General features: G+C 70.6%; 14 protein-coding genes. 7 read left to right on the forward strand and 7 right to left on the reverse strand.

Features of this window, described 5'->3' with window-relative positions:
• The first annotated feature begins 166 nt into the window (after positions 1-166).
• Positions 167-3,289 (forward strand): CHAT domain-containing protein, encoded by a 3,123-nt coding sequence (locus AVL59_RS28450; protein ID WP_067309944.1) that lies wholly within the window; start codon positions 167-169, stop codon positions 3,287-3,289.
• Between the two features lie 34 nt (positions 3,290-3,323).
• Here AVL59_RS28450 and AVL59_RS28455 read toward each other — a convergent pair whose 3' ends face one another.
• The 3 genes from AVL59_RS28455 to AVL59_RS28465 form a co-directional block, all read right to left on the reverse strand.
• Entirely contained in the window at positions 3,324-4,415 is a 1,092-nt protein-coding gene (locus AVL59_RS28455; protein WP_079147033.1) for a DUF4185 domain-containing protein, read from the reverse strand.
• A gap of 211 nt (positions 4,416-4,626) precedes the next feature.
• Positions 4,627-5,307 carry a DUF6585 family protein gene (locus AVL59_RS28460; protein WP_237281698.1) on the reverse strand — a complete coding sequence of 227 codons (681 nt, stop codon included), beginning with the start codon at positions 5,305-5,307 and terminating at the stop codon, positions 4,627-4,629.
• Positions 5,304-6,392, reverse strand: a complete 1,089-nt coding sequence (locus tag AVL59_RS28465) for an AfsR/SARP family transcriptional regulator (protein ID WP_237281699.1) — start codon at positions 6,390-6,392, stop codon at positions 5,304-5,306. Before AVL59_RS28465 ends, AVL59_RS28460 begins: the two co-directional genes overlap by 4 nt.
• A 126-nt stretch (positions 6,393-6,518) precedes the next feature.
• Between AVL59_RS28465 and AVL59_RS28470 the strand changes: the two genes are divergently transcribed.
• The 3 genes from AVL59_RS28470 (at position 6,519) to AVL59_RS28480 (ending at position 10,276) form a co-directional block, all read left to right on the forward strand.
• Positions 6,519-8,924 carry a helix-turn-helix domain-containing protein gene (locus AVL59_RS28470; protein WP_067309949.1) on the forward strand — a complete coding sequence of 802 codons (2,406 nt, stop codon included), beginning with the start codon at positions 6,519-6,521 and terminating at the stop codon, positions 8,922-8,924.
• A 71-nt stretch (positions 8,925-8,995) separates the two neighbouring features.
• Entirely contained in the window at positions 8,996-9,757 is a 762-nt protein-coding gene (locus tag AVL59_RS28475) for a PE-PPE domain-containing protein (RefSeq protein WP_067309952.1), read from the forward strand.
• 69 nt (positions 9,758-9,826) lie between these two features.
• Positions 9,827-10,276 carry a hypothetical protein gene (locus AVL59_RS28480; RefSeq protein ID WP_067309955.1) on the forward strand — a complete coding sequence of 150 codons (450 nt, stop codon included), beginning with the start codon at positions 9,827-9,829 and terminating at the stop codon, positions 10,274-10,276.
• Between the two features lie 165 nt (positions 10,277-10,441).
• Here the strand turns inward: AVL59_RS28480 and AVL59_RS55055 are convergent, their stop codons facing one another.
• Entirely contained in the window at positions 10,442-10,582 is a 141-nt protein-coding gene (locus tag AVL59_RS55055; RefSeq protein WP_237281700.1) for a hypothetical protein, read from the reverse strand.
• Positions 10,583-10,658: 76 nt separating this feature from the next.
• On the reverse strand, positions 10,659-12,275 hold the full coding sequence (locus AVL59_RS28485; protein WP_067317886.1) for a serine/threonine-protein kinase: 1,617 nt from the start codon (positions 12,273-12,275) through the stop codon (positions 10,659-10,661).
• A 359-nt stretch (positions 12,276-12,634) separates the two neighbouring features.
• On the opposite strand from AVL59_RS28485, the gene AVL59_RS28490 reads away from it, so the two are divergent.
• From AVL59_RS28490 to AVL59_RS28495, 3 genes are all read left to right on the forward strand, one after another.
• Entirely contained in the window at positions 12,635-13,990 is a 1,356-nt protein-coding gene (locus AVL59_RS28490; protein WP_067309958.1) for a cytochrome P450, read from the forward strand.
• 382 nt (positions 13,991-14,372) lie between these two features.
• A complete protein-coding gene (locus AVL59_RS52620) occupies positions 14,373-14,540 on the forward strand; it encodes a hypothetical protein (RefSeq protein WP_159400105.1) in 168 nt (55 codons plus the stop codon).
• Between the two features lie 390 nt (positions 14,541-14,930).
• Positions 14,931-16,988, forward strand: coding sequence for a galactose-binding domain-containing protein (locus AVL59_RS28495; RefSeq protein ID WP_067317887.1), 2,058 nt, complete (start codon positions 14,931-14,933; stop codon positions 16,986-16,988).
• A gap of 65 nt (positions 16,989-17,053) precedes the next feature.
• On the opposite strand, the gene AVL59_RS28500 is transcribed toward AVL59_RS28495, so the two are convergent.
• Positions 17,054-18,265 carry a S8 family peptidase gene (locus AVL59_RS28500; RefSeq protein WP_067309961.1) on the reverse strand — a complete coding sequence of 404 codons (1,212 nt, stop codon included), beginning with the start codon at positions 18,263-18,265 and terminating at the stop codon, positions 17,054-17,056.
• 418 nt (positions 18,266-18,683) lie between these two features.
• Positions 18,684-19,232: a PaaI family thioesterase gene (locus tag AVL59_RS28505; protein WP_099053141.1), complete on the reverse strand. Its 549-nt coding sequence runs from the start codon at positions 19,230-19,232 to the stop codon at positions 18,684-18,686.
• Positions 19,233-19,302: the final 70 nt, after the last annotated feature.

Consider the following 19,302-nt stretch of genomic DNA (forward strand, 5'->3'; position numbering starts at 1 on the left):
TCTCCCGGCCTTCGGGCCGGTTTGGCCGAAGTGCCACATGGCGAAGTGCTCTCCGATCTAGCATCGTGGCCGGGGAGGTTCAGTGGGTCACTGGTCGCCCCTGGTGCCTGGCGCGGCTGGGACAGCTGGGTGTGTCGGTGTGACGCGTGACCCGGAGGAGGCGCCGATGCCGGCGAAAGGACGGCGGTGGTGGCGGGCCGGAAGGGCGTCCACCGGGTACGACGCCCACGACCACGGCGAGGCAGTCCGCACGCCGCTTCCGGCGGGGACCACCCATGTCGTCGCGATTGTCAGCCCGAACGGCAACACAGGGAAGACCACGACGACCGCCGCCCTGGGCGCCATCCTCGCTTCCGAGCGGGACGACCCCATCATCGCGGTCGATGCCAATGACGGCATGCTCGGGCGCTATGCCCCCGCCAACGGCACAGGGGCGAGTCTGCGCGCCTTAGCGGCTCGGCTCCCCGAAAGCGGCCTCGACATCGGGCAGTTCACCTCCCGCTCGCCCTCCGGCCTGGACATCCTCGCCGATGGCGCTGCCGCCACCGCACCGAGTGAGCCGCTCGACGCGGTCTCGTACAGCGCCCTTCTGACTGCCCTCACCTCGTACGGAGTCGTCCTCAGCGACTGCGCCACCGGCGTGGAGGGTTTCGCTGCCTTCGTCGCACTGACGGGGGCTGACCAGCAGATATTCGTCAGTAGCCGGTCCGAGTCCAGTATCGCTGCCACCGTCGACGCCCTGGCTGCCTACCGCTACCTCGCCGATCGCAGCCACGTGGTCCTGACCGGCGTACGCGACAGCGCGACCATGCTCGATGCGCGTGACGCTGCCGCGCGGCTGGGTGGATCCTGCCGCAGCGTTGTCATCGTGCCGTTCGACGAGCAGCTCGCGGACGGTTCCGGCAGGGCCCTGGAGGGCATGCGGGACGCGACCTGGGAGGCGTACCGCGAACTGGCCGCGGTCGTCGCGGCGGGATTCCCCCGGACGAAGGGTCGAGGTGCCGGTCAACCGGTCGAGGACGACGATCGGGGCGACGGCCGACGCCCTGTTCCGGGCGGACCGCAGCAGGGGAACGTCACACGATCCGCGGGGGACGGCTTCGACCCGTCCGGGCGGACTGCCGCGGAACTCGGCAGTGACCACGACGACATCTTCCCGCAGCCGTCGCACGAAGAGCAGCAGTACCACGCACCGAACGACGCCGTGCCGCCGACCGGCTCCTTCTCGTCGACCGGCGGGTATCCGGACCCGTCTGCTCCGGAAGCGGCATCTCCGCAGGCCGCAAACCCGGACCACCACAGCCGCACAAGCTTCGATCGTCCGGGCCCGGGCTCTCCTCCCACCACCTACGAGGTCACCGACGCCGGGCTTCCCCGTCGGTCCCCCACCACCGCGAGCGACACGCAGAACGCGACCTGGGGAGTGCCGTCGGCCGCGTCGGAGGGCGCCGCCGACAGCGGCCGACGACCGACGAGGGACGAACGTCGGCAACCGCCGGCCTCACCGTCCCCGCATGCCTCTGCCGCTCAAGAGCAGGTACGCGGACGGCTCACCAACCTGCGACGCGGCATTCAGCAGGGACGCCGGGCCGGAACGGACGCGAATGACCCGAGTGGACCGCAGGGGGAGCCGGACGGGGCCGACCCCCCGGCCGGCAGCGCGGAATCGCGTTCGAGACGCCCCCTGGGACATGGCGGATGGTCCGGGAACAGCACGAGTTCCTCGCGGGGCGGCGAGGCCTCCGTCGGGCCGGCCATGACACCGCCCCCAGCGCGTCCGCAGCCCGGTGCCGGGATGCCGTCCGCTGCCTCCGCACATGGAGGCGATGAGCTGTCCGCACCGCACCACCTCATCGCCGAACTGGCCGAGCAAGCGGCGCCCAACCGCGAGGTCCCGCTCCACGTACGGATAGCCCGAGAGCCCGGCCACGGCGAAGGCAGTGTCCGTATGCGATCGTTCCCACTGCCCGAGGAAGGGGCGCGGCTGACGATCACCGTCACGGCGCAGGGCCTGCGGGCGCTGGGTGACCTCCAACAGGAGCTCACCGTGTACCCGGGCCGGGACTCCGATGTCCTGTATTTCGGTCTGCGTACGGTGGATTCGGGCCTGCACCAGGTGACGGTCCGTGCCTTCCACAAGGGCACGTATCTGGGGGCGGTGCGCTGCCAGATCTCGGTGACCGAGGGAGGAGTGACCAGGGACGGCCCACGCCGACACGCGCTGCTGCCCGGTATCGCCTTCGAACCCGGTGAAGCCACACTCCAGGTACACCGCAACGCCGAGGACGGCTCGTTCAGCTTTCAGCTGCTGAGCGAGACCTGCTATCCCCCGGAGCAGTTCCGCTTCCGCGGTGGTGACCCGCGTCAGGCGGCCGAGCAGATCTACGCCCAGCTGCGCGAGGCAGCCAGACGGGCCGGGCGCGGCACGCCCGCCGACGTGGCCGGGCTCAGAAGCCGGCTGCGGAATCAGGGCGTCCAGCTGTGGTCGGCGGCCGTACCGGAGGCCGTACAGCGCCAGTTCTGGGAGCAGGCCGACCGCATCACTTCCTTCACGGTCCTCGGCGAACACGACTTCGTGCCATGGGAGCTTCTGTACCCGTTGGACGCGCATCACGACAATGGCTTCCTCGCCGAGTGGCTGCCCGTCGTGCGCCGTGTCTTCCGCCAGGACCGCGTCCACCACATCGCCCTCCCCGGTGCCGCCTTCGTCATGCCGCCCGGTTCACCGCAAGAGGCGGGACAGGAGATAGCCGAACTGCGCACATCGCTGGGCCCAGGGGTGGCGGACGCGGGCCTGCTGACCAAATGCGCCGAGCTCACCACCTTGATCGAGCGCGGTCACGCCGGTCTCCTGCACTTCGCGTGCCACAACGCCTTCTCCGGCTCCGGATCCCGGGTGACCATGGCCGACGGCCACTTCGAGCCCATCGACCTCGCGACCGCCGCCCAAACCCACAGCCTGCGCGCCCACCATCCACTGGTGTTCTTCAACGCCTGCCGCAGTGCCGGCGAGATCGACTGGTTCAGCTCCGCTCTCGGCTGGGCCCCGCAATTCCTGCGGGCCGGCGCCGGTGCGTTCATCGGCACGCTGTGGCCGGTGCGTTCCGACTCGGCCAGGCAGTTCGCGAAGGCTTTCTACAGCCGGTTCCTCGACGCCGGCCAGCCCCTGGGCCGGGCTTCACTCGCTGCCCGCCAGGCCATCCGGGACCGGGACGGCGACCCGAGCTGGCTCGCGTACGCGGTGTACGGCAGCCCAGCCGCCACGGCGACGATGAGAGGTCCTTCCTGACCCACGAACGGTGACAGCGAGGCGACACGCGGTTTCACGCCGGGATGCCGTCGAACTGCCGTACCCAGTACGGTGCTTGGCCGACGACTCCGTTCCACTGGGACACGATCAGGGTCAGCGAGTTCGCGCTCGCGCTGCCCGGATGGATGTAGCCGCCGTAGAGGTTGGGCACCGTGAGGGCGGTGATCCGCGGGACGGGGACGCTCCACACGGCGTCGGGCCGCGGCGCGGTGCGGGTGCAGATCGCGCCCATGTCGACGTCGAAGTAGCTCATGCAGTAGGTGTCGCCGATCCGCTTGACGGAGAACTCACCGGTGTTGTGCCCGGTCAGGATCACCGACGGGGGCGCCGCGGTGGTCCACTGCCAGGAGCCGTCGAGGTACGCCCAGTTCTGCTGGGCACCGAAGTTGCCGTCACGGAAGTCGCCCGGCTGGATCCGGAACAGCTGGATGGCTCCTCCGTCGGCGGTGTTCCTGTGGGTGCCGTTCCAGCGCTTGGAGAAGATGTAGAGCCAGCCGTCGGGGTCGATACCGGCGAACGACCACATGCCGTACAGGGACTGGTTCGTGCCCTGGGTGTCGCCGGGCCAGTGGTAGTCGTAGTCGGTCCAGGTCACCCCGTGGTCGTCGGAGTAGGCGACGCCGGACATCAGCGAGCCGTCGTAGCCGGCGGGCGGCTCCCAGGTGGCCACGGAGGTGTACTGGATGTAGGTGCGGCCCCCGAACTCGATGCAGTCGTTGGGGATGCGGCTCACCTCGTAGCCGTGACCGTTGTCCGCTCGCGTCCGGTAGTCGAAGAGTTGGCCGGCATGGCCGCCGGTCGGCATCGCCCAGGTGAACGAGATCGGTGTCGCGCCGGACGCGTCGAAGCGGTCCTGGGCCAGCATCACCGGGGAGCCCATGTAGTCGCCGCCCTGCTGCATCCCCGTCCAGGAGTCGCCGAAGACGTAGCCCCAACTGCCGTCGTGCTCCCGGTAGTACGGGATGCCGAGGTCGCCGGAGCCGAGGCCTTGCCGGCTCGCCGAGTCGCCCGGCTGGTCGCACAGCGCGGTGCCGTTCTGCCCGGCGGCGGCCGCGGGCGTGGCGCCCAGCAGTCCGGCTCCGGCGAGCGTGACGCCCAGGCCCATGCCCGTCTTGAGCAGGGAACGGCGACTCGGGCCGGAGGGGGCGCGGGAGGCGAGAGGGGACGGACATGTGATCGATCCTCCGGATGTGGTCGGTGTTTCCGGATGTGGCCGCAGTTCTCGGATGCGGTCGGTGCGTCCGGGAGCGGTCGGTGTTCCGGTACCGGACGCTAGGAGCGGCCGATGAAATCGTCGTGAAACCCGGCTTCTTGTGTCAGTCGTCCGGCATGTCGGTCCTCGCGCGGCCTGCCAGGTGCTCGGCCAGCGCGTGGAAGACGAAGGGATTCGGGATCCCGGAGGCCAGGGATCCCCAGACCTCCCACCGCCCCCCGACGCGGACGGCGGCGGAACCGTTGCGGATCTCGATCCGCTCGATCTGCGGCCAGCGCAGGGACACCCGTCCGGAGCCGATCCCGTCCTTGGTGATCCAGACCGGGCCGAAGGTGAGCCGCGCGCCCCGGGCCAGCGCCGCCAGCGCGCGCGGTACCTGGGCCTCGGTGACAGCGCGACGGATCTCGGGCACCCACACCTGTGGGTGCCCGAAGGCGCCGCCGCGCAGCACGATCCACTCGCCGTCGATGTCCGTGAGCACGCAGGCACGGGTGATGCCCCGGGTGGACAGAACTCTGCGCCGACGCACCACGGTGGTGTCGTAGCGGATGACGTGGATCCGCCCGTCGAGGGCCACCGTCACCCCGTGCTCGTAGAAGTCCAGCCGTGCCCCCGCGCTCGTGCCCTTCCCGCCGCCGGAACGCCGCCGGCGGCGCACGCCCGGCACCGTGGCCGGGGCTCGGTAGGTGGCGCGTCGTCTGCCCAGCCGTGCCCGCCCCGCGGCTTCGGAGACTCTCGCCAGCAGCAGCTCCTCCTCGCGGTCCTGGGACATTCCCTGGGTCACGCCACATCCGCCCGGCCGAGACCGGGACCCGCGGCGCCGCGCCGCAGGATCTCCCACCGTGCCCGGCGCAGCCGTTCCCCCGGCGCCACCCCCAGGTCGTCGGCGAGCCGCCGGCGGGCCCGGTCGAAGACGGCCAGCGCCTCGGCCCGCCGGTCCCCGCGCTCCAGCGCGCGCATCAGCAGCGCGGCGACCGGTTCGTTCAGCGGCTGCTCCAGAGCCAGGGCGGACAGTTCCGCGATCGTCTCGGCGACGCGGCCGAGCCTCAACTGCCAGGTGGCCTTGCGCTGTACGAGGGTGACTCTGCGTTCGACGAGACGCAGCCGCTCCAACTCGGCCAACGGCCCCGGCAGTCCGGCGAGCGGCTCACCCCGGAAAAGATCCAGCGCCCGGGCACACAGCCGCACCGCCTCGGACAATTCCCCGGCTCGCTCGGCGGCCCCGGCCGCGGTGACGAGGTCCTCCACGCACGCGACGTCCACCTCGACCACACCGCGGACCAGCCGGTAGCCGTACCGGTCGTGCCGGATCACCGAGTCCGGGCAGTCTCCGAGACGCAGGTTCTTGCGCAGCCGGTACACATACACCGGTACGACGTTCCCGCCCGGCGACTCCATTCCCCAGACGCCGTCCAGCAGTTCCTGCCTGCTGACCGACCGGTCCGGGCTGAGCGCCATCGCCGCCAGCACGGCCTGCTGCCGGACCGGGCCGATGTCCACGGGCCGCCCGGCCCGCCAGGCCAGGACCGGTCCCAGCACGGAGATCCGCAGCCAGGGGTCGGGGGCCGGGCCGGTACGTTGCCGGGCGCCGAGCGGCGACGCCGCGCCCGCCGCCGTCCGGCGCGGGCCCTGGCCCGGCACGACCAGACCGCAGTCGAAGGCGTGCACGATGGCGGCGGCCCGGTCGCGCAGCCCCAACTTCGTCAGGACGTGCCCCAGATGTCCGGCCACCACGTGCTCGGGCAGTGTGAGGGCGTCGGCGATCTCGGCGTCCGCGAGGCCGCACCCCAGTGCGTAGAGCACCTCGCGTTCGCGAGCGGTGAGGGCGGCGACGCCCGGATGTCCCTGGTAGGGGGTCGTCGAAAGCATGCTGCGACGGTGGCCCGGGTGGAGGAAACGTGGACAGGCCATTGAACCGGTCATATGTGACCGGTGGCCGCGCTAGAGTCTCCCACCTGCGAAAACTCGATATTTCAGGGGGAAGGTCCGTGACTTGTGGCCAGTGAGTTCGGCGCCGTCCTGCGACGGCTGAGAGACCGGGCGGGGCTGACCCAGGAGGAGCTGGAACGGCGTTCCGGGGTGAGTGTGAGCACCATCCGCGGACTGGAGACCGGCAAGCGCTCCAATCCTCGTATGAGTACGGTGGAGCAGCTCGCCGACGGTCTGGCGCTGCGGCCCGAGCAGCGCGAGGAGTTGCTGATCGCCGCCGGGCTGCTCGATCCATTACGGCCCCGTCCGGCGGTGTCCGATCCGCCGGTATCCGATCCGCCGGTATCCGATCCACCCGCGGCCGATACGGCACGGCCCGTTCCGGAGCAGCCCGAGCCCGCTGACGATCCAGCCGCCGACCCCACGGCCGAGCAACTCGCCAAGCTGGTGGCCGCCCGCTGGCAGCGCGAGGAGGAACAACGACAGGTCCAGGACCCGTTCCCCTTGCCGGTCCGGTGGCAGACCGCCTCCGATGCCCTGACCGACCACTGGTCCAACATTCTCCGGCTCCCCCCGAAGGTCAAGGCCGACCCCCTCGACCTGGACGGCCGGCTGGACGAGATCACCGACGTGTACCGGCGCATCCCGTCCGGGCGTCTGGTGGTCCTGGGCAGATCCGGCTCGGGAAAGACGATCCTGGCCCTGCGCTTCGTCCTGGACCACCTGGCGACACGCAAACAAACGGAACCCGTTCCGGTGATCTTCAGCATCGGCGCGTGGAACCCCACCGCCATCACCCTGCGCGACTGGCTGGCCGCCCAGCTGACGCGTGACCACCCCGGCTACGCCGCACGCGGCCCCGACGGGGAGAGCCTGGCCTCCCAACTGGTCGAGTCCGGCCGCATCCTGCCCGTCCTGGACGGCTTCGACGAGATCGCCGCCGGCCTGCGCCGCCCCGCGCTGGAGGCCATCAACGCCACCACGCTCCCCCTCGTGCTCACCAGCCGCCCCGCCGAATACGCCGCCGCGGTCGCCGAAACCGACGTACTGACCTCGGCCGCCGCGATAGAGCTCACCGACCTCACCCTCGACGACCTCGACGACTATCTGCCTCGTACCACCCGCAAGTCCGGCCGCGCGAACCCCGCCGCGAACGCCTGGGAACCGGTACTCGCCGCACTGCGCGAGCAGTCGCCGCACCGGCAGGCGTCCCCGCTCGCCGCGGTCCTCGCGACCCCGCTGATGGTCGCGCTCGCCCGCACCATCTACAGCGACACCCCCGAGCACGACCCGGCCTCGCTCCTGGACGACGAACGTTTCGCCAGCCCCGAGGAGTTGGAGGACCACCTCCTCGACAACTTCATCCCCACCGTCTACCGCCGCCGGCTGCCGCAGTCCCAGGGTGCCGCGCCACACTCCGCCATCGCCCCCGAACGCGCCCGCCGCTGGCTCGGCCACCTCGCCCACCACCTCAGCCGTCTGGAGACCCCCGACCTGGCCTGGTGGCGGCTGGGCAGCAGCCTGCGCCGCTCCACCCGCACCCTGGTCACCGTACTTGTGACGGGACTGGTCATCGGTCTCGTCGACGGCGCCGTCGGCCTCGCCTTCAACGGCGTGCTCGCGGGCGCGATCCTGGACGCGACGGCCGTCGGACTCCTGTCCGGAGTCCTGTTCGGGCTCGCGCACTGGCTCACGTTCACGGTCAAGAACGTGCCCGTGACGCCGGCCATCGTGCGTCTGCGCATCCGCGGCAGGCCGGGGGCCCTCCAGTGGAGGGCCGGCCCCCGACTGGTGATCGGCACGTCGGGCGGGGCGCTCTTCGGCTTCGGCTACGGATTCGTGGTCGGCATCATCAGTTCGTACGCCTGGCACGCCGGACCGTCGACGGCACTGCACATCGCCCTCATCGACGGGATCTTCTTCGGCCTGGTCTTCGGCGGCGCCGCCGGGCTCACCTTCTGCCTCCTCGGCCTGCTCGAAACCCCGCTCGACATCAGCTCCGTGGTCAACCCGCGCAGCCTCCTGCACACCAACCGCCGAGCCGTCACCACCCAGCTGCTCGTCTGGGCACCCGCTTTCGGGACGATCGTCGGGGGCGGTGCCGGAGCGGCGGCCGGCCTTCTGCAGGGGCTGCTCGGTCCGCTCATCTGGGACAGCACGTCCGGACTCGTTCTCGGCATCATCAGCGGACTCGGCGGTGCTCTCGGCTACACCCTCACCCTGACCGCCTGGGGCCAGTGGGCCGTACTCACCCGGATCTGGCTGCCGTTGACCGGGCGCCTGCCCTGGGCCGTCATGGCCTTCCTGGAGGACGCCTACCAGCGCGGCGTGCTGCGCCAGGCCGGCGCGGTCTACCAGTTCCGCCACGCCCGCCTGCAGCATCACCTCGCCGGTATCCACCGAACCCGGGTGTCACGGCGATTTCATCGCTCCTCCCTAGCGTCCGGAACACGCGTCAGGCCGAAGGCGTGAGCGGATTCCGCCGACGCCCGACGCCGCCCAGTCCGTCACCACCGACCGAACAGGAACCCGGGGGAGCATCCATGCCGATCAGCAACAGGCTCACACGCTGCGCCAGGACCGTCGCCCTGGCAGCGGCGGTCACGGCCGCCACGGCCGTCGCGCCCGCCGTCGCCCACGCCGATCCCGCCCACCACTACTACATCGAGCTCGGCGGCACCGGCTCCAACGCGGACGCGCCCGCCTGCACCACCACGTACTACTACGCGAACCAGCACCTGGACGGCGGCATCGCCGTGCCGGTCTGCTACCCCGCCAGCGCCGGCCCCTGGCTCAACGGCCACAACGCGCCCGACCTGGGCGCGCCCAGCTACGACGGCAGCGTCGGACAGGGCTACCAGAACCTGCTTGCCGCCGCCGAGGACACGTACCACAAGGACCCGGGCGCACGCTTCACGATCGTCGGCTACTCCCAGGGCGCTCAGGCCGCAGACCAGTTGCTCGAAACCATCGCGACCGGCGGCACCGACATCCCGAAGGAACAGGTCGAGGGCAAGCTGTACGCCGACCCGAAGCAGCCCGACACCGGCCTGTGGGCCAAGGTTCCCAAGGGCCTGGGCATCCTCGGCTTCACCTCCGCCGGAGCCGGCCCCAAGGAGTTTTCCGGCATCCCCGTCGCGCGCTACTGCATCCACGGCGACATGGCCTGCGACGCCACGACCCCCGTGTCCGCCTACAAGTTCTTCCTCACCGACACACACCGGCGCTACGCGGAGGACGGAAACGTGATGACCCAGACCATCGCCCGCGACGGCGAGGACGGCGTCTTCTGGTACGACAACTGACCCCGGCCATCTGAGAAGGCCCAGGTCAGAATGGCTCTGACCTGGGCTTTGCCGCGCTAAGGACATGGTGTGCATTCGACAGGCCGCGCCACGCTCGGGCACCGCCGACCGCCCGGCATCGACACCCTGCACCACACGGGGAATCGCGGCCTCGACGCCATCAGCGATCCCCGCCACCGCGCCATGGTCGCGAGTGTGCTGTCCTCCGGTCTCGTCGACGGGATGATCGCCCTCGTCGACTCCTTCGACCCGCCCGTCGATCTCACGCAGGCCCGCGTCGACGCCGACGTGCCGGCGGCCGAGTTGGCGGCCTTCGGCGTCACCGTCCCCGCCGCCACAGTCGACAACATCACGCTGATGCGGGCCCTCATGGTACCCGTCGACGACGACGCGCTCGCCCTCGCCGTCGACCGCGTCTGGGTCTTCACGACCAACACCGACGACGTGTGCCGGCCGCCTACCACCGCATCCTGGACATCGCCACCGACGAGCAGCGCCCCCACCTCGACCGGTACATGACCGCCTTCGCGTACTGGCACTTCCGCCGCAGTCGCTACCGCTGGCACGACGTCTATCCCGGTCCGACGCCGATCGACACGGGCTTCACAGCACAGTCTTCCTGCGCCGGTAGTACACGACCGTCGTAGCCGCCAGCAGGGGCGCCCAGGCCAGCAGCGGGAGGTATCACACCCCCTGCGCGGCCACCGGGAGCCCGGCGACCTGGGCGATCCGCCACAGGCCGGACGGCACGGTGACAAGTGGCACCGTGTGGGCGGCGAGGACAGCCCAACGGGGAACATCGGGCAGCGCGTCGATCTTGAACATGCGTTCCATCGTGCTCACGCGGAGATGCCCGCACTTCGGCGCACAGAATGACGGCCTCCCCATACGGGGGACGAGCTCAGCCGGTGGCCCGCTTCCAGACGGTGAGCAGGCCCTGGTACCCCGGAGGGTCGAAGGAGGTCTCCCCCGAGGAGACGACGGCCGTGAGCCGGAGCATGGCCAGGTTCCCCTGGGAGGTGACCGTGCACAGCACGTCGCCCTTCTTGAGGGCCTTGCCCTGAGCCAGGTCGTTGTTGGGCAGTTCGCTGGGGAGCGGCGCGCTGTCGACGGCCTGTCGGCAGGCCTCCGGGGTGGTTCCGGTGCTCTTGGCGGTGGCGGTGCGGAAGGTCAGGTACTGGTAGATGTACTGGATCTCCGCCGCGTGGTCGCCGATCTCACCGTTCGGGTTCACCTTGGGTGTGTCCAGATCGGCGGTGATCACCTCACCGGTTCCCGGCGAGCCGATCGTCAACGGCCGGTTCTTGAAGAGGGGTTCGTACGTCTTGACCGCCGGGGGTTTCGTGGCGGGCGCCGACGGGGCTTTGCTCTTGGGTGTGCCCTGTGCACCGGCGCCGGTGGTCGGCGCCTTGTGGCCCCCGGCCTCGGATTCGGCGCCGTGGTCGGAGTCTCCGTAGAGCGACCATGCCGTGCCGGCCACGGCGGCCAGTGCCACGGCGGCGATCGCGAGGTACACGCGGCGCTTTGTGCCCGTACCGTCCGGCACCGGCACCGGCATCGCGGCCTCGGCCGGTGGCGGGGCGCCGGGCCGGAACGGGGCGGACCGGGTGGGGGCCTGGTGCAGTGGATTGTCGGCCCGCGTGGGTACGTATGTGGCGGCAGGGCGCTGCCGCGTGGCCGCCGCTTCCTGATCGAGGAGGCGGCGCACGGCCCGGCTCCGCTCGCCGACTTGTGCCGCCAGCGGGGCGGGGAGCCAGCCTGCCCAGTCGCGCGAGGAACGGCCGGAGGCCCGTTCGCACAGCTCGGCGAGTTCGGCGGGCGCCGGACGGGCGGCGGGGGTCGCGGCGAGGCAGCGCTCCAGCAGCGGACGCAGTACGTCCGGATAGCCGGAGAGGTCCGGAGGGCGCTGTGCCGTGTTGGCGATCTGGGTGGCGACGGCGAGTCCGCCGCCGGAGCCATAGGGATGCCGGCCGGTGGCGGCGACCGCGGCGATGAGTCCCAGCGAGAACACGTCGCTCGCCGGGGTCACTTCGCCGCCCGTGCCCTGCTCCGGGGACATGAACTGCGGGGTGCCGATGAAGCCGCCGCTGCGCGTCAGACGGGTGGACTCGGCAGCCCGGGCAATGCCGAAGTCGATGACCCACGGCCCGTCGGAGCCGAGGAGGATGTTGCCCGGCTTGAGGTCACGGTGCACGACTCCCGCCGTGTGCACGGCGTCCAGGGCCCGGGCGACGCAGGCGACGAGCTGGAGCGTGGTGGCCGTGGGCAGCGGACCGTGGACGTCGACGGCCTCGTCGAGGGGAATCCCGGGCACGTACTCCGAGGCCAGCCAGGGCTGTTCGCCCGCCGTGTCGTGGTCGACCACCGGCACGAGATGGTACCCACGGACCTGCTGAGCCGCCTGGACCTCCTGCTGGAACCGGCGCCGGAACTCACCGTCGCCCGCGTACTCTCGGCGGATCATCTTGAGTGCGACGGGCTGGTTTCCCCGAGTGCGGGACAGATAGACGGTCCCCATCCCGCCCTCCCCGATCCGGGCCAACAACCGGTAACCGGCCAGTTCCTGCGGTTCCTGAGCCGTCAGTGGGCGAAAGACGCCCTCGGTTCCCGTGATGGGACCCACCCCCGTCTGCATCGGTCGTCGTGCCGCGCTCCCGCGTTGATGCGGCCATGCTCAAGATCGTCATCGTAGCGGCGGGCACCGCCTTCCCCGGGCCCGCCCGACGGGGCATGCGGGCCCTCACGAGTCCTGACGCGCCCTGGCCGGGGGCGGCGGCCGCTCGGAGGCGGACTGTCACCATGTGCACCTGCTCACGTACAGTCCGTGTGCCAGCGCTTCCTTACGCTCAAGCCCATCGGTCGACCGGGAGAAGAACCATGGACACCGCAGCCGGCCCCGGCTCCCTTCATCAGGTTCCCGGAACGGGGCGGCCGCTCCCCGAAGCCGGGCTCGGGCTCGTGGAGCGGTGGCGTGCGACGGGAGGCGAACTGGTCGAGCTGCTGTCCCAGGTGCGCGAACGGTTCGGCGGGATCGCCGCGTTCCGCCTCGGGCCGGCTCCCACCGTTCTCGTCACCGACCCGCAGGCGGTCCAGCACGTCCTGGCCCGGCAGCCGGAGCTGTACGTCAAGCGCTCCCACCGCGCCCGCCTGCTGATCGGCGACGGCGTCCTGGCCGCCACCGGCACGGCGTGGAAGCGACAACGCCGCTTGCTGCAGTCCCAGTTCACCGGCACCGGGATGCGCCGCTACGAGCAGCGGATCACCGAGGCCGCCCGGACCACCGCCGGCCGCTGGGCCCGATACGCCCGGACCGGACAGACCCTCGACGTCGGACGGGAGATGCGCCGTTTCGCCCTGGACGCCATCTGGCGCTCTCTCACCGGGCACCCCCTCGATGACGGAACCGAGCGCGAACTGGCCGCAGTGGCGGCTGTGACAGCCGCCCTGCCGACTCTGCCCGCCGATGCCACCGAGGCCCAGGGTGCCGTCGCCACCGATCTCGCGCGGATCGATGCGGCCGCCCGGCGCGCCATCGACGCCGCCCGCAGCGGAGCGGCCGGCCCCCACGGCCCCGGCCTGCTGCACATCCTCACCGAGGCCGCCGCCGAGCGCCCCGAGTACACCGACCGGCTGATCCGCGACGAGTTGGTCACGCTGCTCGTGGCCGGGCACGAGACCACCGCCACCACCCTGACCTGGCTCTACCTGCTCCTCGACCGGCACCCCGCCGCCCGCGACGAAGCTCTCGCCGCCGGCGCGGAAGGCTCAGCGCAACGCCGCCAGGCCATCCAGGCCCTGGTCCACGAAACCCTCCGGCTCTACCCCTCCGCCTGGATCCTCCCCCGCCACGCGACCGAGGACGACACCCTCGCCGGGTACGCCATCGAGGCGGGCACCGACGTCCTGGTCTGCCCGTACCTCACACACCGTGACCCCGAACTGTGGCCGGACCCGGAGCACTTCGCCCCCCGGCGCTTCATCACCCCGGACGGCCGGCCCACCCACCCGGGCGCCTACTTCCCCTTCGGCATCGGCCCCCGCGCCTGCCTCGGACTGCAATTCGCGCTCCGCGAATCGACCGTCCTGCTCGAACACCTGCTGCCGGTCCACACCCTGGCCTTCTCCTCCACCCCGACGAAGACTGCGTACGGTTTGACCGTCCGACCCGACGGACCCACCACCGCAACGCTGCTTGCCGCGGGGCCGGATTCGCGTAGGGGCGGGGTCGGCTGAGCTCTCGCGGGTGTACGGCAGGCATCGACTCCGCAAGACGCGAGTGGGAGATCACCGCGCCGATGGCGCCCTCGGGGACTCCGCGTTCCTCGCGCCGACGTTCTCCGTCGCCCCGTCGATCCGCGTCCGCGACGCCGGCCGCTCCCAGACGGGCGCCGCCTTCCTCACCACCTCACCGGTGGCCGGATGGAGGCCCGGTCGCCCTCCGGGAGATTCGTCGTGCCGCCGACTGCGCCGAATGGGGATGAAAAATCCCCACCGACCTGCTGCGATTACTTTCTGTGCGCCTTCGATATGCAGGGTGTGCGGGCCTACGCAACCCTTGGAGGTATTCCTCCCAAGACACCCGTCTTGCCACAGGACCCAGGAAGGACCGTTCGCCATGCGACACATAGCCGCCCTCTTCATCGCCGCGCTCCTCGGAGCGATCGCCGCCCCTGCCGGTTCCGCCGCGGCCGCCCCGTCCCACACGAACGCCCAGGCGGTCGTGGCCCACAGCACCGTCCCCATGCCGTGCGACACCTACGTGACGAGCAAGCTCTGCTGGTGACCCCTTCTTGGCTCGGGACAGGCCGCTGGACCTTGAGGTCGCGGCCTGTTCTCGTGTGCGCGCGGATGCCGCCGGCCCATCCGCAGGCGGCGGCGCGGGCGAGGCCCCATCCGCAGGCGGTCGGCCCCAGCAGCACCGCCAGGCCGAGCATCAGGACCGTTGCGGCTCTTCCCCGGGAGGCTCCGGCCACCGGACTTCGACGCCGATGCCCACAACCAGCGGAACCGTAGCGGGGCAGGAGTATTGACTCGCAAGGCGGCACTGGCGATCCTCATGGCGCACCGATTGTAAAAGACATGACAAGTCGGTGCTGCGCGAGGGGCTGACGGGCCGGGACCTCCTCGTCGGTCCATCGCGTATCCCTTCGACCGAGGGACGTGGGCCGTGGCCATGACCAGACGCCCGTACCGCAGACGCAAAGACGTCACCGTGATGTCGCTGCTCCTCCTCGTACTGGCCATCGTGCTCGGCCCCACCCCGAGTTCGGCGGCCGGACATGACTGGTGGATCCCGAGCGCACGACCGACGCCGGACTCCCAGATCGACGTCACCGGCGAACCGTTCACGGGCACCGACGCCAAGGGCGACGTGCGCGGGTTCGTCGACGCCCACGACCACCTGTTCGCCAACGAGGCCTTCGGCGGGCGGCTCATCTGCGGCAAGGTGTTCTCCGAGGCCGGGATCGCCGACGCCCTGAAGGACTGTCCCGAGCACTACCCCGACGGATCGCTCGCCGTCTTCGACTTCATCACCAAGGGCGGTGACGGCAGGCACGACCCGGTCGGCTGGCCCACGTTCAAGGACTGGCCGGCGCACGACTCGCTGACCCACCAGCAGAACTACTACGCCTGGGTGGAGCGTGCATGGCGCGGCGGCCAGCGGGTGCTCGTCAACGACCTCGTCACCAACGGCGTGATCTGCTCGGTGTACTTCTTCAAGGACCGCAGCTGTGACGAGATGACATCCATCCGGCTGCAGGCGAAGCTGACGTACGATCTGCAGGCCTACATCGACAAGATGTACGGTGGCCCGGGCAAGGGCTGGTTCCGGATCGTCACCGACAGCGCGCAGGCCCGTGAGGTCGTCGAACAGGGCAAGCTGGCGGTCGTCCTCGGCGTGGAGACCTCCGAGCCGTTCGGCTGCAAGATGATCCTGGACGTCCCGCAGTGCGACCGGAAGGACATCGACGCCGGTCTGGACGAGCTGTACGCGCTGGGCGTGCGCAGCATGTTCCTGTGCCACAAATTCGACAACGCGTTGTGCGGCGTCCGCTTCGACTCGGGCAGCCTCGGAACGGCCATCAACGTCGGGCAGTTCCTGTCGACCGGCACCTTCTGGAAGACGGAGAAGTGCGCGGGTCCGCAGCACGACAACCCCATCGGCTCGGCCGCGGCGCCCGGCGCGGAGGCGAAACTCCCGGTCGGCGTGACGGTTCCCTCGTACGCCTCGGACGCGCAGTGCAACGTCCGCGGGCTCACCGACCTGGGCGAGTACGCCGTGCGCGGCATGATGAAGCGCAAGATGATGCTGGAGATCGACCACATGAGCGTCAAGGCGGTCGGCCGGGCGCTCGACATCCTCGAGGCCGAGTCCTATCCCGGTGTGATCTCCTCGCACAGCTGGATGGACCTGAACTGGACCGACCGGGTCTACGGCCTCGGCGGCTTCATCGCCCAGTACATGCACGGCTCGGAGGGATTCGTCGCCGAGGCCGACCGCACCAAGGCACTGCGGGACAAGTACGGCGTCGGATACGGCTACGGCACGGACATGAACGGGGTCGGCGGCTGGCCGGGCCCCAGGGGCGCGGACGCCCCCGACAAGGTCACGTACCCCTTCCGCAGCGTGGACGGCGGCTCCGTCATCGACCGGCAGACCACGGGTGAGCGCACCTGGGACCTGAACACCGACGGAGCCGCGCACTATGGCCTCGTCCCGGACTGGATCGAGGACATCCGGCTCGTCGGCGGCCAAGGCGTGGTGAACGATCTCTTCCGGGGTGCCGAGTCCTACCTCGACACCTGGGGAGCCACCGAGCGGCACCAGGCGGGAGTCAACCTCGCCAAGGGGGCCCCGGCCACGGCCAGTTCGACCGAGTGGAACCCGTTCACCGGCTATGCGCCCGACCGCGCCGTCGACGGCACCCGGGACACCCGCTGGGCCAGCGGCTGGAGCGACGACCAGTGGCTGCGGATCGACCTGGGTTCGACCCACCGGATCGGGCAGGTCACGCTCGACTGGGAGCGCGCGTACGGGAAGTCGTACAGCATCCAGCTCTCGGCGGACGGCACGAACTGGCAGACGGTCTGGTCGACCACCACGGGCGACGGCGGCCTCGACACCGGGCGGTTCACCGGCACACCGGCGCGTTACGTCCGCATCGCCGGCACGGAGCGCGGCACCAAGTGGGGATACTCGCTGTACGAGGTCGAGGTCCACAGCGGCTGACGAAGAGGCCCGGCGGTGCCGCCGTACACGCCGGCGGCACCGCCGGGCTGCGGTGTCTTTCAGACCTACTCGGTCACCTTCAGCAGCTTGTTGGGCGTTCCGCTGCTCGGGTTGGTGATCTTGTCGCTGGTTGCCCCGTCGGTCAGCGCGGAGGCGACCTGAGCGGGCGTGGCGTCCGGGTGTCCGGCCAGGTAGACGGCGGCGGCCCCGGTGACGTGGGGGGTCGCCATGGAGGTGCCGGAGATCGTCTTGGTCCCCTGGTCACTGTCGTTCCAGTCGGAGGTGATGTCCGAACCCGGCGCGTACAGGTCCACGATCTTGCCGAAGTTGGAGAAGTCCGACTGGGCGTCGTCCTTGGTGCTGGAGGCGACCGTGATGGCCTCGGGGACGCGGGCCGGTGAACTCTGCCCCGCGTCCGCCGACTCGTTGCCGGCGGCGACCGCGAACGTGACGCCCGAGGCGATGGCCTTCTTGACCGCCTCGTCGAGAGCCGGGTCGGCGCCGCCGCCGAGGCTCATGTTGGCCACCGAGGGACCCTTGTGGTTCTTGGTCACCCAGTCGATGCCGGCGACGACCTGCTCGGTGGTACCGGAGCCGTTGTTGTCGAGCACACGGACCGCGACGATCTTCGCCTTCTTGGCCACACCATGGGCGGCGCCGGCGATGGTGCCCGCCACGTGGGTGCCGTGGCCGTTGCCGTCGTCGGCGGAGTCGTCGTTGTCGACGGCGTCGAACCCGTAACTGGCGCGGCCCTCGAAGTCCTTGTGGCTGATGCGTACGCCGGTGTCGATGACGTACGCGGTCACCCCGTCTCCGGCCTTGTCCGGGTAGGTGTACTTCCCGTCGCCTGCCGTGTCCTTCTGGTCGATGCGGTCCAGGCCCCAGGACGGCGGATTGTCCTGGGTGGCGTCGATGTGGAACTTCTTGTTCTGGACCACCGTGGCGACCGAGGGGTCGGCGGCCAGGCGCTTGGCCTCCGTCTCGGAGAGGTCGCTGGCCGAGAAGCCGTTGACCGCCGAGCCGTAGCTCCGGCCGAGCTTGCCGCCGTACTCCGCGGCCAGGTCCTTCTTCTCGTCCTGGGAGGCCTTCTGGTCCAGGAGGACGATGTAGCTTCCGGCCACGGCCCCTTGGGCGTTCAGACCGTAGACCGTGCCCTCCGCGGGCTGGCCCGCCTGGGCGAGGGGGGACACGTACAGGGCGGTACCGACGACGGTTGCGACGGCCGCGACGGCGGTGACGGTCCTGGCCTTGCTTATGCGTTTGTGATGCGCCGTCAAGAGGGGTCTCCTCGTGAAGTGGGGGGATTTACGTTCGGGTGGCAGCGCTGCGCGTGCTCTGGAGGGTGCCGAGTTGTTGCGTGCAGATCAATCCCTTGACGTGCCCCTGACACTCCCCACCATGATCGATCTCCACAGGACTTACGCACATTCGAAGCAACCCGCGCGCAAACGTGCAGCCCTTCGCGCTGGTTGAATCACCAAGGAACAGTCAAGAATTATCCGTGCGGATTTCTTCACCACCCGCTCACGTGCGGCGGGGTGAGGCGTCACCTCGCGCTGTTCGCGCGGTGACGCGCGCACGGAACAGAGGGGCACGCGACGAGGCCGGGGCGATGGTGATCAGCCATCGCCCCGGCCTCGTCGAGGGCGCACGGTTTCGCCGTCAGGCGGACCCGCTCTCACTCCCTTCCCGCGGTCAGGCCTGCTCGGGCAGGGCGAAGATCGCGCACGTGGTGGTGGCGTGCGCGTAGAGCTTCCCGTCCGCGGTGCCGACGACCCTGGCCTCGGCGGTCGCGGTGGTGCGGCCCGCGTGGACCACGGTGCCCTCACAGCGCAGGGTCGGGGTGTCCATGAAGACGGGGCGCACCATGTGCACGCCGAGCTGGATCGTGGTGTAGGCACGCCCCACGGGCAGCGTCGACATCACGGCACTTCCGAGGGCCGAGTCGAGGAGCGTGGCGAGGAAGCCGCCGTGCACCGTACCCATGGGGTTGAGCAGGTGCTCGGCGGGCTCACCCTCGAACACGGCCCGGCCGCATTCCGCCGCCACCAGACGGAATCCGAGCGTCCCGCAGATCGGCGCCTGCGGGAAGCGGCCCTCGACACACAGCTGGAGCACCTCCAGACCCGAGAGGCCGGCGCCGTCGGCGTAGCTGGTGGGCGCTGCCCACGTGTGGGTGCGGGTGCGGACGGCGGAGCCCGTGCCGCGCGGGGCCGCAGGGGCCGTCGCCGGGACGGGGGTCATCGATGTCATGGTCGGCGGATCTCCACTGCTTCGGGTTCTCATGGGCGCGAGGTACGGCGTACCGGACGGC

It is taken from the genome of Streptomyces griseochromogenes (assembly GCF_001542625.1).
Lineage (GTDB): Bacteria > Actinomycetota > Actinomycetes > Streptomycetales > Streptomycetaceae > Streptomyces > Streptomyces griseochromogenes.